We start from the raw sequence: 15675 nt of genomic DNA on the forward strand, positions 1-15675 counted from the left end.
CGGGACCGGAGGACCGGGGTGCGGGTCAGTGGTGCGTGGAGTTGTCCTTCGCGCGCTGGATGGAGGCCTCGATCTCGGCCTCGGCCTCCGCGCGACCGACCCACTCGGCACCCTCGACCGACTTGCCCGGCTCGAGGTCCTTGTAGGTCTCGAAGAAGTGCTGGATCTCCAGACGGTCGAACTCCGACACGTCGTGGATCTCCTTGAGGTGGGCCACCCGCGGGTCCGTCGCCGGAACGCAGAGGACCTTGTCGTCGCCACCGGCCTCGTCGGTCATGCGGAACATGCCGATGGCCCGGCAGGTGACCAGGCACCCCGGGAACGTCGGCTCCTCGAGGATCACCAGGGCGTCGAGCGGGTCGCCGTCCTGGCCGAGGGTGTTCTCGATGTATCCGTAGTCCGCCGGATAGCGGGTGGAGGTGAACAGCATCCGGTCCAAGCGGATGCGTCCGGTCTCATGGTCCAGCTCGTACTTGTTCCGCTGGCCCTTCGGGATTTCTACCGTCACGTCGAACTGCACGAACGTAGTGTGGCTCACGGGGGCCGATCAGGTGGGCGCAGGCCCCCCTCTGGGGGGTGGAGAGCATTTCGTCGGGTGGATCGACGGTCATCACCGCGAACTACGGGCGGTTCCGCCGGCGCATGACGATGGCCGTCATCGCGCTGGTCCTGCTGCTCGTCGGAGGCGGTGTCGGGCTCGGCGTCTTCATGCGCGGCGAGGACTCCCCGGGCACCGACGCGGCCCCCGTCCCCGACGCCCGGCTGCCCGAGCTGGGAGACGTCGAGCCGGTCCTCGCCGCCCTCGGTGCCGAGGCCCCGGTCCCGGACCCCGACGTCCTCACCACCCGCCTCACGCCCCTGGTCACCGGCTCCGCGCTCGGCGCGGGGGCGAGCGCCCAGGTCATCGACGTCGCCACCGGCGAGGTGCTCTTCGACCAGCAGGCCGACGCCCCCGTGACGCCGGCGTCCACCGCCAAGCTGCTCACCGCCGTCGCCGCCCTCACGACGCTCGACCCGTCGGACACCTTCCCGACGACCGTGGTCAGCGGTACGGCTCCCGGCGAGGTCGTGCTCGTCGGCGGGGGCGACGTGACGCTCTCGCGGACCACCCCCTCCCGCACCTACCCGGGGGCGCCCACCGTCGAGGACCTGGCCACCCAGGTCGTCGGGGCGCTGCCCGCCGGCACCGCGGTGACCCGGGTCGTCGTCGACAGCTCGCTCTACACCGGCCCGCTCACCGCGGCCGGCTGGGGGCCGGGCGACGCCCCGTCCAGCTACGCCGCGCCGGTCACCGCCACCGCCGTCGACGGCGCCCGGGTCAGCCCGGGTGCCACCGCGCGCAGCGGCCAGCCCGGCCTGGACGCCGGCGCCGCGCTCGCCGACGCGCTCGGCGCCCCGGGCGCCACCGTCGTCCTGGGCCAGGCCCCGGCCGGTGCCAAGACGCTGGGCACCGTGCGGTCGGCGCCGGTCGCCCGGCTCGTGGAGCAGGCCCTCTCGCTGTCGGACAACCTGCTCGCCGAGGCCCTGGCCCGGCAGGTGGCCATCGCCCGCAACCAGCCCGCCTCGTTCGAGGGCGCGGCGCAGGCGGTCACCGACGCGCTGGAGGAGGCTGGGGTCGCCGTCGGCGACGTGACGCTGGCCGACGGCAGCGGGCTGTCCCGCGGGAACCAGCTCACCGCCGAGGTCCTGGCCGAGCTGGTCGCCGGCGCGGCCGACGGCAGCCTGGGCGACGCCGCGGGCCTGCTCGCGGGCCTGCCGGTCGCCGGCTACGACGGCACGCTGGCCGACCGGGGCGACGCCGACCCCGCGACCGCTCCCGGGACCGTGCGGGCCAAGACCGGCACCCTGCTCGGCGTGCACGCGCTCGCCGGCACCGCCGTGACCGCCGAGGGCCGGCTACTGGCCTTCGCGGTGATCGCCGACAAGAGCACCGGCAGCGAGGCCGCGGCCGAGGGCGTGCTCGACGACTTCGCCTCCGAGCTGGCCGCCTGCGGCTGCTGACCGGCGGGGGAGGCGCTCCGGCGCGGGTACGGTGAGGCGATGAGCAGCCCCACCTCGATGGTCGACTGGGCCCTGGCCGGACGCACCGCCCGGCGGCTGGTCAGCTCGGGCCCGCAGACCACCCGGGACGAGGCCGCCGCCGTCGTCCGCGAGCTGCACGAGGCCGCCGCGACCGCGGTCGCCCACGTGGAGGCCCTCACCGGGCTGCGCCCGGTCCCCGGCGGGGCCGTCCCCGAGGTCGTCGTCGTCGACCGCCCCGGCTGGGCCGACGCCAACGCCCGCGGCATGGCGGCGCTGCTGGACCCGCTGGTCGAGAAGCTGGCCGAGCAGCAGGAGAGCCGCCCGGGCGCGCTGGCCACCGCCATCGGCTCGCGGGCCACCGGCCTGCAGGCGGGCGGGCTGCTGGCGTTCCTCTCCAGCCGCGTGCTCGGCCAGTACGAGATCTTCGGCACCGGCGGCCGGCTGATGCTGGTCGCGCCGAACATCGTGGCCACCGAGCGCAAGCTGGGCCTGGACCCGTCGGACTTCCGGCTGTGGGTCTGCCTGCACGAGGTCACCCACCAGCTGCAGTTCACCGCCGTCCCCTGGCTGCACGGCTACGTGGAGTCCCAGATCGCCGAGTTCGTCGCCGCCACCGACCTGGCGCCCGAGGCGCTGCGCGCCCGCCTGCAGGAGGTGCTGCGCAGCGTCGGGGACGCCGTGCGCGGCACCGAGCCCGGTGGCGGGCCCGAAGGGCTGATGGCCCTGGTGAACGACCCGCGCCAGCGCGAGGTGCTCGACCGGGTCACCGCGGTGATGAGCCTGGTCGAGGGGCACGCCGAGTACGTGATGGACGGCGTCGGGCCGGACGTCGTGCCGTCGGTGCGCACCCTGCGCAAGCGGTTCGCCCAGCGCCGCAAGGGCCGCGGCCCGCTGGACCGGGTGCTGCGCCGGCTACTCGGCCTCGAGCAGAAGATGAAGCAGTACGCCGAGGGGCGGGTCTTCGTCGGCGGGGTCGTGGAGCTCGCCGGCATGGACGGCTTCAACCGCGTCTGGGACGGCCCGCAGAACCTGCCGCGGATCGACGAGCTCACCGCTCCGGAGCGCTGGGTCGAGCGGGTGCTGGGCCGCCCGGCCATCCCCGCCTGACCGCCGCGTGAGCGGGCCACCCCGGGCGGTCGCGGTCCTGCGGCACGCGGTCCGGGCCGGGCTGCGCGCCTCCGACCGGCCGGTCCTCGCCGCCTGCAGCGGGGGAGCGGACTCCGTGGCGCTCGCCGCGGCCCTCGCCTTCGAGGCGCGCGACGCCGGCGTGCGGGTGGGCGGCGTGACCGTCGACCACGGGCTGCAGCCCGGGTCGGACCGCAGGGCGCAGGAGACCGCGGGCCTCCTCGCCGGGCTCGGCCTGGACCCCGTGCTGGTGCTCACCGTGCAGGTGGGGGAGGCCGGCGGCCCGGAGGGCGCCGCCCGCGAGGCCCGGTACGCGGCGCTGGCCACCGCGGCGGCCGGCCACGACGCCCGCGTCGCGCTCGGCCACACCCTCGACGACCAGGCCGAGACGGTGCTGCTGGGCCTGGGCCGCGGCTCGGGCCCGCGCTCGGTCGCCGGGATGGTGCCGGACCGGCCGCCGTTCTGGCGGCCACTGCTCGGCGTCCGGCGGGCCACCACCCGGCAGGCCTGCGCCGCCCAGGGCCTCCCGGTGTGGGACGACCCCTGGAACGACGACCCCGCCTACACCCGCGTCCGGCTGCGCACCGAGGTGCTGCCCCTGCTGGAGGAGGTGCTCGGTGGTGGCGTCGCGCCGGCCCTGGCCCGGACGGCGGACCTGCTGCGCGAGGACCTCGACGCCCTGGACGGGCTGGCCGCCGCGGAGCTCGCCCGGCTGGCGGCCGAGGCGGGCGACGGCAGCCTGCCCGCGCGGCCGCTGGAGCCGCTGCCGGCCGCGCTGCGCCGCCGTGTGCTGCGGGGCTGGCTGCGCGCCGCCGGGGTGCCCGACCTCCAGGCGGTGCACCTGCGGGCGGTGGAGGCGCTGGTCACGGGGTGGCGGGGGCAGGGCCGCATCGACCTACCCGGCGGCGCAGGCGTCGTCCGGGCGTCTGGCACTCTGGTGGTGCTGCCGCCGGACCTCCGGCGCGCTGTTCCCGGACCCGCACCCCTCGAGGAGCCCCTTCCGTGACGACGGAGCCCGCCAGCACCCCCGGGGCCCTCGGTCCCGACCACGGCTACGGCCCGGACATCGACCACGTGCTGCTCAGCGAGGAGCAGATCCAGGCCAAGATCGGCGAGCTCGCGGCCCGCATCGCGGCCGACTACGCGGGCAAGGAGGTCCTCCTCGTCGGTGTGCTCAAGGGCGCCGTGCTGTTCATGAGCGACTTCGCCCGTGCGCTCCAGCTGCCGACGCAGATGGAGTTCATGGCGGTCTCCTCCTACGGCTCCTCCACCAGCTCCTCCGGCGTCGTGCGGATCCTCAAGGACCTCGACCGCGACATCACCGACAAGCACGTGCTGGTGCTCGAGGACATCATCGACTCCGGGCTGACGCTGTCCTGGCTGCTGAAGAACCTCGGCGGCCGGGCGCCGGCCTCGCTCGAGGTGTGCGCGCTGCTGCGCAAGCCCGACGCGGTGAAGGTCGAGGTGCCGGTGAAGTACGTCGGCTTCGACATCCCCAACGAGTTCGTCGTCGGCTACGGCCTGGACTACGCCGAGCGCTACCGGGACCTGCCCTACATCGGGACGCTCAAGCCCGAGGTCTACTCCAGCTGAGCGCCGGGGCGTCCTCCGCCTGAGGGATGCGGGGGGCTTCCCGGCTCGCACCCAGGGGATCCACAGGGTCCCCGGTGTACCGTCGATCGTGACGACGCTGCACCGAGCGCCGGGGTCCCCACCCGGGCCGCCGGCTGCGTCCTGGGGACGATCGGGAGGGTCGACGGGCAGGCCGGCACGCCGGCGCCCGGCATCGGTGTATGGAACGCAAGAAGATCTTCCGCTCCGTCTGGTTCTGGATCGTCCTGGTCATCCTGCTGGCTCTGACGGTCTCCACGATCGTCGGCAACAGCGGTGGCTACAAGGAGATCTCGACCTCGACCGCCATCGAGCAGATCGAGCGCGGCAACGTCGAGTCCGCGACGCTCAACACCCGGGAGCAGACGCTCGACCTCGAGCTCGCCGAGGAGGTCGAGGGCAGCACCGAGGTGACCGCCTCCTACCCGGTGGCGTTCGAGGGTGAGCTGGTCGACCTGCTGCGCGAGCAGGAGGACGGCTCCGAGGGCTTCGACACCAACGTCACCCAGGACAGCCTCCTGGTCAGCCTGCTGGTCAGCTTCCTGCCCTTCCTGATCCTCCTGCTGCTGCTCTTCTGGCTGTTCAACTCCATGCAGGGCGGCGGCCGCGGCGTCATGCAGTTCGGCAAGTCCAAGGCCAAGCAGGTCACCAAGGACACCCCGAAGACGACCTTCGCCGACGTCGCGGGCGCCGACGAGGCCGTCGAGGAGCTGCACGAGATCAAGGACTTCCTGCAGAACCCGGTCAAGTTCCAGGCCGTCGGCGCCAAGATCCCCAAGGGCGTGCTGCTCTTCGGCCCGCCCGGGACCGGCAAGACGCTGCTCGCCCGCGCGGTGGCCGGCGAGGCCGGCGTGCCGTTCTACTCGATCTCCGGCTCGGACTTCGTCGAGATGTTCGTCGGTGTCGGCGCCAGCCGGGTCCGCGACCTCTTCGAGCAGGCCAAGACCAACGCCCCGGCGATCATCTTCATCGACGAGATCGACGCCGTCGGCCGGCACCGCGGCGCCGGCATGGGCGGCGGGCACGACGAGCGCGAGCAGACCCTCAACCAGATGCTGGTCGAGATGGACGGCTTCGACGTCAAGGGCGGGGTCATCCTGATCGCGGCCACCAACCGGCCCGACATCCTCGACCCCGCGCTGCTGCGCCCCGGCCGCTTCGACCGGCAGATCGCCGTCGACCGGCCCGACCTCGAGGGCCGCAAGGCGATCCTCTCGGTGCACGCCAAGGGCAAGCCGCTCGCGCCCGACGTCGACATCGAGACCGTCGCCCGCCGCACCCCGGGCTTCACCGGCGCCGACCTGGCCAACGTGCTCAACGAGGCCGCGCTGCTCACCGCGCGCAACAACGGCTCGCTCATCACCGACGACACCCTCGAGGAGGCGATCGATCGCGTCATCGCCGGCCCCGAGCGCAAGACGCGGGCGATGAGCGAGAAGGAGAAGAAGGTCACCGCCTACCACGAGGGCGGCCACGCCCTGGTGGCGCACGCACTGCCCAACCTGGACCCGGTGCACAAGGTGACGATCCTGCCGCGCGGCCGCTCGCTCGGGCACACGCTCGTGCTGCCGACCGAGGACAAGTACACCCAGACCCGCTCGGAGATGATCGACACCCTGGCGTACGCGCTGGGTGGCCGGGCGGCCGAGGAGCTGGTCTTCCACGAGCCGACGACCGGTGCGGGCAACGACATCGAGAAGGCCACCGCGATGGCCCGGGCGATGGTCACCCAGTACGGCATGAGCGCCAAGCTGGGCGCGGTCAAGTACGGCAGCAGCGACTCCGAGCCGTTCCTCGGCCGGGACATGGGCTCGCGCCCCGACTACTCCGAGGCCGTCGCCGCGGACATCGACGGCGAGATCCGGGCCCTGATCGAGGCCGCGCACGACGAGGCCTGGGAGATCCTGGTGGAGCACCGCGAGGTGCTCGACCAGCTGGTGCTGGAGCTGATGGAGAAGGAGACCCTCTCCAAGGACGACATGGCCCGCATCTGCGCGCCGGTCACCAAGCGTCCGTCGCTGGCCCCGTACAACGGCTTCGGCAAGCGCACGCCGTCGGACCAGCCGCCGGTGCTCACCCCGTCCGAGCGCGCGGCGCAGAACGGTTCGGCGCCGCACGAGACCACCCCGGTCGGCGACGTCGGGGCCCCCGCGCAGCGATGAGCGAGATGCCGGCGGAGCCGGAGGACCTGCTCCTGACGCCGGCTGCCGGCGTGGACCAGGAGCGGGCCGCCGCGGCGGTCCGCGAGCTGCTCATCGCGGTGGGGGAGGACCCCGACCGGCCCGGGCTGCAGGACACCCCGGCCCGGGTCGCCCGCGCCTACGCGGAGACCTTCGCCGGCCTGTGGCAGGACCCGTTCGACATCCTCGCGACGACGTTCGACGAGGACCACGACGAGCTGGTGCTGGTCAAGGACATCCCGATGTACTCGACCTGCGAGCACCACCTCGTGCCGTTCCACGGCGTGGCGCACGTGGCCTACATCCCGGGCAGCGACGGGCGGGTCACCGGGCTGTCGAAGCTGGCCCGGCTCGTCGAGGTCTATGCCCGCCGGCCCCAGGTGCAGGAGCGCATGACCCGGCAGATCGCCGACGCGCTCAACGACGCGCTCAAGCCGCGCGGCGTGCTCGTCGTCATCCAGGCCGAGCACCTGTGCATGGCCATGCGGGGCATCCGCAAGCCCGGCTCCTCCACGGTCACCTCGGCCGTGCGGGGGATCTTCCGGGAGAACGCGGCGACACGCAGCGAGGCCATGAGCCTGGTGCTGGGCAGGTGACCGCCGTGCCGCGCCCCGACCGGTGCGTGGTCATGGGCGTCCTGAACGTCACCCCCGACTCGTTCTCCGACGGCGGCTGCTTCGCCGAGCCGGGGACCGCCATCGCGCACGGGCTGGCCATGCACGCCGCCGGTGCCGACTACGTCGACGTCGGCGGGGAGTCCACCCGCCCCGGCGCCGACCGCGTGGACGCCGAGGAGGAGTGCGGCCGCGTCGTCCCGGTGGTCCGGGAGCTCGCCGCTGCCGGGGTGCGCGTCAGCGTCGACACCACCCGCGCGGAGGTCGCCGAGGCCGCGCTGGCCGCCGGGGCGCAGCTGGTCAACGACGTCAGCGGCGGGCTGGCCGACAAGAACATGGCCGAGTTCGTCGCCGAGGCCGGCGTCCCCTGGGTGCTCATGCACTGGCGCGGGCACAGCCGCGAGATGTACGCCGCGGCGCAGTACGGCGACGTCGTCACCGAGGTGTGCGCGGAGCTGATGGCCCGCGTGGAGGACGTCGTCGCCGCCGGCGTGCGGCCCGAGCAGCTCGTGCTGGACCCCGGCCTAGGCTTCGCCAAGCGCGCCGAGCACAACTGGGCGCTGCTGGCCGGGCTGGACCGGCTGATCGGGCTGGGGCTGCCGGTGCTCGTCGGCGCCTCCCGCAAGACCTTCCTCGGCCGGCTGCTGCCGGGCCCCGACGGCGCACCCCGCCCGGCCGAGCAGCGCGACGCCGCCACGCTGGCCACCACGGTGCTCGCCGCGGAGGCCGGTGCGTGGGGCGTGCGCGTCCACGACGCCGCCGCCTCGGTGGACGCCGTCCGCACCGTGGCCGCCGTCCGCGCGGCGAGAGGAGCCGGCCGTGGCCAGCACCCCTGACCGGATCACCGTCCGCGGCATCCGGGCGCACGCCCACCACGGCGTCTACGCCTTCGAGCGCGAGCGCGGCCAGCTGTTCCTCGTCGACGCCGTGCTCGAGCTGGACACCTCCGCGGCCGCCGCCGGCGACGACCTCGCACGGACCGTCAACTACGCCGAGCTGGCCCAGAAGCTGCAGCACGTGCTGGCGGGGGAGCCGGTGAACCTGCTGGAGACTCTCGCCCAGCGGCTGGCCGACGTCTGCCTCGCCGACCCGCTGGTGGACGCCGTGGAGATCACGGTGCACAAGCCGGAGGCCGAGCTCGGCGTCCCCTTCGACGACGTCGCCGTCAGCATCCGCAGGCAGCGCCGGTGACCCGGGCGGTCCTGTCGCTGGGCGCCAACCTCGGGGACCGCGCCGCGACGCTGCGGGCGGTGCTCACCGCGCTCAAGGACGACGGCGTGCTGGTCGCCCGGTCCACCCTCTACGAGACGCCGCCGTGGGGGCCGGTCGAGCAGCCGCCGTACCTGAACGCCATCGCCGTCGTGCGCGGGGACCGCGACGCGCGCGGGTGGCTGGAGCGCGCCCGCGAGCTGGAGCAGGCGGCCGGCCGCACCCGCGAGGTCCGCTGGGGGGCGCGCACCCTCGACGTGGACGTCGTCGCCGTGACCGGGGACGACGGCCAGCCGGTGGTCTCCGACGACCCGGAGCTGACGCTGCCGCACCCGCGGGCCCACGAGCGCGCGTTCGTGCTCGTCCCGTGGGACGTCGTCGAGCCGACCGCCGTCCTCCCCGGGCACGGCCGGGTCGCCGAGCTGGTGGCCGCGCTCGACCCCGCCGAGGTCGCGGCGGTGCAGCGCTGGGACCACCTCCACTGAGCCGGCCGTGACCCCGATCCGTCGTCGCGACCTGCTGGTGCTGGCCGCCGGCCTCGCCGTCGCCTCCTGGCTGATGGTGCGGGCGCTGTACGGCGAGCTGCCCGCCCTGCGCTGGTGGCAGCCGGTGCCGCTGGCGGTCCTCGCCCTGGCCGAGGCCCTGGGTGCCCGCACCCTGCGGTCCCGGCTGGCCGCCCAGCGGGAGGCCCGTGCCGGGCGCGGTCCCACGGCGGCCGACGGCCGCGCCGCCCTCCTGCGGCCCGTCGAGCCGATGGTGGTGGCCCGGCTGGCCGTGCTGGCCCAGGCGAGCGCCTACGCCGGCGCCGTGGTCGCCGGGATCTGGGGCGGCGTGCTGCTGCACGCCGCGCCGGCGGTCGGCCGTCTCGCGGCGGCGGGCGGCGACACGGTCGTCGGCGTGGTCGGCGTGGCGTGCTCCGCGGCGCTGGTCGTCGCGGCCCTGTGGCTCGAGGGCGCCTGCCGAGTGCCGCCGACCGACAGCGGTCCCGCCGGTGCGGAGCCGTCCGCCCCGAGGTGAGCAAGATCGGTCGGGCCGCGGGCGACCGCGGGGACCCAGACTGACCCCATGACCGGACGGGACCGTCTGCGCGAGCTCCTCGACGCGGTGCTCGACGAGGACAACCGCACCCTCACCGACATGGCCGACGACGCCTACGCCTCGCCGTTCCACTTCTCGCGGGTGCTCACCCGGGACGCGGGGGAGTCGCCCGTCGCGATGCGCCGGCGGGTGATGCTCGAGCGCGCCGCCTGGCAGCTGCGGCAGGGGAGCAGCGTCACCGACGTCGCCTGGGCCGCGGGCTACGAGTCCGTCGAGGGGTTCAGCCGCGCCTTCAGCCGTGCCTACGGCCGGGCGCCCAGCACCGTGGACGCCACGTCCGGGCACTGGCTGCCGGCGCCGAACGGCATCCACTTCCACCCGCCCACCTCGCTGTGGGTGCACAGCACCGAACGGGTCATGGACCCGCTGACCGAGCAGCTGGTCGCGCACGACCTCGACGACGCCCGCCACCTCGTCGAGGTGGCGAAGGGGCTGACCGCCGAGGAGCTCCGGGCCGTGCGCCTGCCCGGGCTCGTGGTCCTGCCGTGGGACGGCCCCGAGGAGTCGGTCCAGGCGGTGCTGGAGCACCTGGTCTTCACCTTGGAGGTCTGGCTGGCCTCGATCGAGGGCCGCGACACCCCCGGGCACGACGACGACCCGGACGCCGCCCGGCTGCTGGAGCGGCACGACGCCGTGGCACCGCGCTGGCTGGCGACGGTCCGCGACATCGACCGCCGGGGTGGCTGGGACGACCGGCTGGTCGACGCGCTGTGCGAGCCGCCGGAGAGCTTCGTGCTCAGCAGCGTCGTCGCGCACGTGCTGACCTTCTCCGCCCACCGCCGTCAGCTGGTCCGGCACCTGCTCCGCACCGCCGGGCAGGACGTCGGCACCGGCGACCCCATCGAATGGCTCCGCGCGCGCCGCGGCGAGACCCCGGGAGGAACCCCGTGCTGACCTACCACACCGCCACCACCCTCGACGGCTTCATCGCCGACCCGGACGACTCCCTCGACTGGCTGCTGCGCCAGCAGCACGACGCGAGCGGCCCCTTCGGGTTCGACGAGTTCATGGCCGGCATCGGGGCCGTCGTCATGGGCTCGACCACCTACGAGTGGGTGCTGGCCCACGAGGGGGACGCCTGGCCCTACGCGATGCCGACGTGGGTCATGACCTCCCGCGACCTCGCGCCGGTCGAGGGCGCGGACATCCGGTTCGCCTCCGGGGACGTGCGCGCGGTGCACGAGGAGATGACCGCGGCCGCCGGGGGCAAGGACCTCTGGCTGGTCGGTGGGGGAGACCTCGCCGGGCAGTTCGCCGAGGCCGGGCTGCTCGACGAGGTCGTCGTCTCGGTGGCCCCGGTGACGCTGGGGGCCGGGCGGCCGCTGCTGCCGCGGCGGCTGGACCTCGAGCTGGTCGGGTCGGCGGTGAACGGTGCCTTCGTCTGCGCCCGGTACCGGGTGGCCGGCCCCCTGCTGGAGGACCGCGCCTAGGAGCGCGCCGCCCCGGCGGTCTCGGGCACCGCCCCCTCCACCGAGCGCCGGAGCGCGGCGTGCAGCGACTCCGGGGTCAGCACCCCGAGGAACCGCTCGCCGTCGAGGACCGCGACCCACCCCGCCTCCAGCTGCAGCATCTGCGCGAAGGCCGTCTTCAGGGACGCGCCCACCGGCACCCAGGCCTCCATCCGCCGGCAGGCGTCCCGCACCGTGCCGCTGCCGGACGCGCGCTCCACCGACAGCCACCCGTGCAGCGCCTGCCGGTCGTCGAGGACCACCGCCCACCGCGCACCGGCGCGGACCATGGCCGCCCGCGCCTCGGTGAGCCCGTCGTCGACGCGCACGACGGGCGGGTGCTCCAGGTCGGCGGTGTCGATGCCGGTGACCGCCAGCCGCTTGAGCCCCCGGTCGGCGCCGACGAAGTCGGCCACGAAGTCGTTCGCCGGCCGGCCGAGGAGCTCGGCGGGCGTCGCGAACTGCTCCACGTTCCCGCCGGTGCTCATCACCGCGATCCGGTCGCCGATGCGCACCGCCTCCTCGATGTCGTGCGTCACGAAGACGATGGTCTTGCGCACCGTCTCCTGCAGCCGCAGGAACTCCGACTGCAGGCGCTCGCGCACCACCGGGTCGACGGCGGAGAACGGCTCGTCCATGAGCAGCACCGGCGGGTCGGCCGCCAGCGCCCGGGCGACGCCGGCGCGCTGCCGCTGGCCGCCGGAGAGCTGGCCGGGGTAGCGGTCGCCGTGCACCGCCGGGTCCAGCCCGACCAGCTCGAGCAGCTCGTCGACCCGGGCCCGGGTGCGGGCGCGGTCCCAGCCGAGCAGCCCGGGCACCGTGCCGACGTTGGCCCGCACGGACTGGTGCGGGAACAGCCCGACGTTCTGGATGACGTAGCCGATGCGACGGCGCAGCCGCTCCGCGTCGACCCGCGTGACGTCCTCCCCGCCGAGCAGGATCCGCCCGGTGGAGGGCTCGACCAGCCGGTTGATCATCTTCATGGTGGTCGTCTTGCCGCAGCCCGACGGGCCGACGAGGACGCTGATCTCCCCGGCGGCGAACGTCAGGTCCAGCTCGGCGACCCCGACCGTCCCGTCCGGGTAGGTCTTGCTGACGCCCTCCAGCCGGATCTCCTCGGCCGTCGAAGCTGCCGGTGGGGCGGGGTGAGCAGTAGCGTCCACGAGGTGGCCTTCCTGACAGGCATCCGGTGCTGAGCGCGGAAGCGGGGACGGCGCTGGCCGCGGACGCGGCACCGAACCCGTGGTTCGACCTCTCCTGGGTGGCGGACAACTGGTCGACCATTCTGCCGCTGGCGGGCCAGCACGTCAGGCTGACGCTCGTCTCGGTCCTGATCGGTGCGGCGATCGCCTTCCCGCTGGCGCTGCTCGCCCGCCGCAGCCGGGGGCTGGCCGCGGGCGTGCTGGGCTTCTCGACGTTCCTCTACACGATCCCGTCGCTGGCCATGTTCGCCTTCGTCGCCCCGTTCACCGGCCTGTCGGAGACCACGGTCGCCATCGGCCTGGTCCTGTACTCCCTGGTCGTCCTCGTGCGGAACTTCCTCGCCGGGCTGCAGGCGGTGCCGGCGGAGGTGCTCGAGGCGGCGCGGGGGATGGGCTACGGCCGCCGGCGGCTGCTGCTGCGGGTGGAGCTCCCCCTCGCGCTGCCGGCGGTGATGACCGGGCTGCGCATCGCCACCGTCTCCACGGTCGCGCTGGTCACCGTCGGCGTCATCGTCGGCCAGGGCGGGCTGGGCCAGCTGATCATCGTCAACGGGTTCGGGGCGAACTACTACCGGCCGCCGATCGTGTTCGGGACGCTCGCCTGCGTGCTGCTCGCGCTCGTCGCCGACCAGCTGCTGGGCCTGGTCGAGCGGCTGCTGACCCCCTGGGCGCGGGCATGAGCGCGCTGGCGGACGCCGTCGTCTGGCTCAACGACCCGCTCAACTGGACCCGCCCCCGGGGCATCCTGGAGCTGGCCGGCCAGCACCTGCGGATCTCCGCGCTGGCGATGGGCATCGCCCTGGTCGTGGCGCTCCCGCCGGCGGTCTGGCTCGGCCACCGCGGGCGGTCCGGCGGCTTCCTCCTGGGGCTGTCGAACGTCTCCCGGGCGGTGCCGACCCTCGCCATCCTCACGATCTTCGCCGTCACGCCGCTGGGCTTCACGATCTGGGCGCCGGTCATCGCGCTCGCGGTGTTCGCGATCCCCCCGGTGCTGGCCAACACCTACGTGGGCTTCCGGGAGGTCGACCGCGACGTCGTGGAGGCCGCGCGGGCCATGGGGATGACCGGCCGGCAGGTGGCGTGGCGGGTCGAGCTGCCGCTGGCGCTGCCCCTGGTGATGACCGGGATCCGGACGGCGGCGGTCCAGGTGGTCGCCACCGCCACGCTGGCCGCGCTGCTCGGCGGCGGGACGCTCGGTGCGGTCATCCGCTCGGGCTTCGGCCGCCAGGACTACGGGATCGTCGTCGCCGGCGCGCTGCTGGTCGCGGCGCTGGCGCTGCTGACCGAGCTGGTGCTGGCCGCGGTGTCCCGGGCGGTCACCCCGGGGCCACCCCGGCGGCTGCTCCCGTCGCTGCGGCCGCGGCGCGCGCAGGTCGCGGCGCTGCCGCCCACCTGAGCGGATCGGTCGCGCACGACCGACTTGCCCTCGCAGGGCAGGGACCACTTGGATGGGGCTGCGGGAGCTGCTCCCGCCAGACACGCGTGGTCCAACACGGGGCCACGGGACACAGAAGGCGGAGCCATGCGCACGCGTGCCCTCATCACCCCGCTCGCCCTCCTCGCCGTCCTCGGGACGGCCGCGTGCGGGGAGTCCGGGTCCTCCGGGAGCAGCGGCGGGGGTGGCACCGAGGCCTCCGGCGACGCGTGCGCCCCCGTCGCCGGTGACCAGCTCGTCCGGCTCGAGGACGACAAGAACCTGCAGACCGTCGACAACGTCATCCCCGCGGTGTCGCAGGAGGCCGCCGCGGCCGACCCGAACCTGGTCACGACCCTGAACACGGTCTCGGCGGTGCTCACCACCGACGACCTGGTGGAGCTCAACGACCAGGTGGACAACCAGCGCCGCGGCGCCGAGGAGGTCGCCCGCGAGTACGTGGAGGAGCAGGGCCTGGGCGAGGGCGTCTCCGGGGGCAGCGGCGAGGTGCGGGTCGGTGGCGCCAACTTCACCGAGAGCCAGGTGCTGGCCCACGTCTACGCGCGCGTCCTCGCCGCGGCCGGCTACCAGGCGACCGTGCAGTCGGTCGGCAACCGCGAGGCCTACCTGCCGGCGCTCCAGCGCAACGAGATCCAGGTGTTCCCCGAGTACGTGGGCACGGTGACCGAGTTCCTGGAGGGCGACGACCAGACGGCGGTGGCCAGCAGCGACCTGGACGCCACCGTCGAGGCGCTCACCGGCCTCGCCGCGGAGAACCAGCTGGTCTTCGGCGAGCCCGCCGAGGCCGCCGACCAGAACGCCTTCGCGATCACCCAGGAGCTCTCCGACCAGCTCGGCGGGGTCACCACCCTGTCGGAGCTGGCCGAGGCCTGCGGCGACGGTTCGCTGGTCCTCGGGGCGGTCTCGGAGTGCCCGACCCGGCCGTTCTGCCAGCCGGGGCTGGAGAAGACCTATGGGCTGACGTTCGCGAGCGTCGAGGACCTCGACCTCGGCGCTCCCACGAACGAGGCGCTGAAGCAGGGCGTCGTCTCGCTCGGCCTGGTGCTCTCCACCGACCCCGCGCTCGCGGCCGGGTAGGGCCTAGCGGTACCAGCCGCCGGGGGGCAGCTGCTCCCCGGCGGCCACCGGCGTCGCGACCCGGTTGCCCTCCGGCGCCAGCGGGCAGGACCAGCGCGGGTCGTAGGCGCAGGACGGGTGGTAGGCGAAGTTGAGGTCGACGACCAGCCGGCCCCCGTCCCCGCCGAGGTCGGCGCCCTTGACGGTGTCGAGCAGGTAGCGCCCCCCGCCGTACGTGCTGCCGCCCGCGGTGCCGTCGCGCAGCGGCAGGAACACCCCGCCGCCGTACAGGGCCACCCACCAGACGTCGAGCCTGCCGACCCCGGGCAGGTCCACGGCGCCGATGCGGTCCAGCGGCACCACGCCGTCGGCCGCGGTGGGGACCTCCAGCCGCAGCGGCTCGGCGGGCCCGACCAGCGGCTCGAAGCGCAGCGCCGGGTCGTAGGGGGCCACGGGGAGCCCGGTGAACCCGGCGCGGGCGGCGCCGTCCAGCGGGGACTGCGGGTGGCCGGCGAAGAGCTCGTCACGCCCGGCCCGCCACCGCCGCCAGCCCTCCTCGGGGTCCGCGGTCGCCCGGACGGCGGCGTGCAGCGCGGCGACGCGTCGGCGCCAGTCCAGCAGCGGGAGGCTCACCCGGGCAGCCTTGCACGCCGCGCCCGCCACTGTGGGCACGGA

The 15675-nt window shown here is 74.7% G+C and carries 18 protein-coding genes; 15 read left to right on the top strand and 3 right to left on the bottom strand.

Annotated elements, in window-relative coordinates; translation table 11 throughout:
• Positions 1 to 25: 25 nt before the first annotated feature.
• A complete protein-coding gene (locus E4P43_RS12465) occupies positions 26 to 520 on the bottom strand; it encodes an inorganic diphosphatase (protein WP_167759169.1) in 495 nt (164 codons plus the stop codon).
• 56 nt (positions 521 to 576) lie between these two features.
• Between E4P43_RS12465 and dacB the strand changes: the two genes are divergently transcribed.
• From dacB to E4P43_RS12525, 12 genes are all read left to right on the top strand, one after another.
• Positions 577 to 2001, top strand: coding sequence for a D-alanyl-D-alanine carboxypeptidase/D-alanyl-D-alanine-endopeptidase (gene dacB, locus E4P43_RS12470; RefSeq protein WP_135145787.1), 1425 nt, complete (start codon positions 577 to 579; stop codon positions 1999 to 2001).
• A gap of 39 nt (positions 2002 to 2040) precedes the next feature.
• Positions 2041 to 3129 (top strand): zinc-dependent metalloprotease, encoded by a 1089-nt coding sequence (locus tag E4P43_RS12475; RefSeq protein ID WP_135145788.1) that lies wholly within the window; start codon positions 2041 to 2043, stop codon positions 3127 to 3129.
• Positions 3130 to 3136: 7 nt separating this feature from the next.
• A complete protein-coding gene (gene tilS, locus E4P43_RS12480; protein WP_135145789.1) occupies positions 3137 to 4153 on the top strand; it encodes a tRNA lysidine(34) synthetase TilS in 1017 nt (338 codons plus the stop codon).
• Positions 4150 to 4740, top strand: a complete 591-nt coding sequence (gene hpt / locus E4P43_RS12485; protein WP_135145790.1) for a hypoxanthine phosphoribosyltransferase — start codon at positions 4150 to 4152, stop codon at positions 4738 to 4740. Before tilS ends, hpt begins: the two co-directional genes overlap by 4 nt.
• A gap of 200 nt (positions 4741 to 4940) precedes the next feature.
• On the top strand, positions 4941 to 6920 hold the full coding sequence (gene ftsH, locus E4P43_RS12490) for an ATP-dependent zinc metalloprotease FtsH (RefSeq protein WP_135145791.1): 1980 nt from the start codon (positions 4941 to 4943) through the stop codon (positions 6918 to 6920).
• 5 nt (positions 6921 to 6925) lie between these two features.
• Complete coding sequence (gene folE / locus E4P43_RS12495) at positions 6926 to 7534, top strand: GTP cyclohydrolase I FolE (RefSeq protein ID WP_209313859.1); 609 nt, start codon at positions 6926 to 6928, stop codon at positions 7532 to 7534.
• A gap of 5 nt (positions 7535 to 7539) precedes the next feature.
• Positions 7540 to 8388 (top strand): dihydropteroate synthase, encoded by an 849-nt coding sequence (folP, locus tag E4P43_RS12500; protein WP_245159103.1) that lies wholly within the window; start codon positions 7540 to 7542, stop codon positions 8386 to 8388.
• Positions 8372 to 8743 carry a dihydroneopterin aldolase gene (folB, locus tag E4P43_RS12505; RefSeq protein ID WP_135145793.1) on the top strand — a complete coding sequence of 124 codons (372 nt, stop codon included), beginning with the start codon at positions 8372 to 8374 and terminating at the stop codon, positions 8741 to 8743. The genes folP and folB overlap by 17 nt, the downstream gene beginning before the upstream one ends.
• On the top strand, positions 8740 to 9246 hold the full coding sequence (gene folK / locus E4P43_RS12510; RefSeq protein WP_135145794.1) for a 2-amino-4-hydroxy-6-hydroxymethyldihydropteridine diphosphokinase: 507 nt from the start codon (positions 8740 to 8742) through the stop codon (positions 9244 to 9246). Before folB ends, folK begins: the two co-directional genes overlap by 4 nt.
• Before the next feature lie 7 nt (positions 9247 to 9253).
• On the top strand, positions 9254 to 9778 hold the full coding sequence (locus tag E4P43_RS12515; protein ID WP_135145795.1) for a DUF3180 domain-containing protein: 525 nt from the start codon (positions 9254 to 9256) through the stop codon (positions 9776 to 9778).
• 48 nt (positions 9779 to 9826) lie between these two features.
• Positions 9827 to 10753 (top strand): helix-turn-helix domain-containing protein, encoded by a 927-nt coding sequence (locus E4P43_RS12520; protein ID WP_135145796.1) that lies wholly within the window; start codon positions 9827 to 9829, stop codon positions 10751 to 10753.
• On the top strand, positions 10747 to 11289 hold the full coding sequence (locus E4P43_RS12525; protein WP_245159104.1) for a dihydrofolate reductase family protein: 543 nt from the start codon (positions 10747 to 10749) through the stop codon (positions 11287 to 11289). Before E4P43_RS12520 ends, E4P43_RS12525 begins: the two co-directional genes overlap by 7 nt.
• On the opposite strand, the gene E4P43_RS12530 is transcribed toward E4P43_RS12525, so the two are convergent.
• The gene (locus E4P43_RS12530; RefSeq protein ID WP_135145798.1) at positions 11286 to 12470 is read right to left on the bottom strand and encodes an ATP-binding cassette domain-containing protein; all 1185 of its coding nucleotides are present in this window, start codon (positions 12468 to 12470) and stop codon (positions 11286 to 11288) included. The genes E4P43_RS12525 and E4P43_RS12530 overlap by 4 nt on opposite strands.
• Before the next feature lie 26 nt (positions 12471 to 12496).
• Between E4P43_RS12530 and E4P43_RS12535 the strand changes: the two genes are divergently transcribed.
• The 3 genes from E4P43_RS12535 to E4P43_RS12545 all read left to right on the top strand — a co-directional run bounded on the left by E4P43_RS12535 (position 12497) and on the right by E4P43_RS12545 (position 15021).
• Positions 12497 to 13189, top strand: a complete 693-nt coding sequence (locus E4P43_RS12535) for an ABC transporter permease (protein ID WP_135145799.1) — start codon at positions 12497 to 12499, stop codon at positions 13187 to 13189.
• Positions 13186 to 13905, top strand: coding sequence for an ABC transporter permease (locus E4P43_RS12540; protein WP_135145800.1), 720 nt, complete (start codon positions 13186 to 13188; stop codon positions 13903 to 13905). The genes E4P43_RS12535 and E4P43_RS12540 overlap by 4 nt, the downstream gene beginning before the upstream one ends.
• Positions 13906 to 14031: 126 nt before the next feature.
• A complete protein-coding gene (locus E4P43_RS12545; RefSeq protein ID WP_135145801.1) occupies positions 14032 to 15021 on the top strand; it encodes a glycine betaine ABC transporter substrate-binding protein in 990 nt (329 codons plus the stop codon).
• A 3-nt stretch (positions 15022 to 15024) separates the two neighbouring features.
• On the opposite strand, the gene E4P43_RS12550 is transcribed toward E4P43_RS12545, so the two are convergent.
• Entirely contained in the window at positions 15025 to 15633 is a 609-nt protein-coding gene (locus E4P43_RS12550) for a DUF1684 domain-containing protein (RefSeq protein ID WP_135145838.1), read from the bottom strand.
• Between the last annotated feature and the right edge of the window lie 42 nt (positions 15634 to 15675).

The organism is Blastococcus sp. TF02A-35 (assembly GCF_004571075.1).
Lineage (GTDB): Bacteria > Actinomycetota > Actinomycetes > Mycobacteriales > Geodermatophilaceae > Blastococcus.

Excerpts from the sequence above, each read along its gene's own strand:
- E4P43_RS12475 (WP_135145788.1), top strand. The coding sequence starts at position 2,041 with ATGAGCAGCCCCACCTCGATGGTCGACTGGGCCCTGGCCGGACGCACC.
- folE (WP_209313859.1), top strand. The coding sequence starts at position 6,926 with ATGCCGGCGGAGCCGGAGGACCTGCTCCTGACGCCGGCTGCCGGCGTG.
- E4P43_RS12545 (WP_135145801.1), top strand. The coding sequence starts at position 14,032 with ATGCGCACGCGTGCCCTCATCACCCCGCTCGCCCTCCTCGCCGTCCTC.
- ftsH (WP_135145791.1), top strand. The coding sequence starts at position 4,941 with ATGGAACGCAAGAAGATCTTCCGCTCCGTCTGGTTCTGGATCGTCCTG.
- E4P43_RS12520 (WP_135145796.1), top strand. The coding sequence starts at position 9,827 with ATGACCGGACGGGACCGTCTGCGCGAGCTCCTCGACGCGGTGCTCGAC.
- E4P43_RS12540 (WP_135145800.1), top strand. The coding sequence starts at position 13,186 with ATGAGCGCGCTGGCGGACGCCGTCGTCTGGCTCAACGACCCGCTCAAC.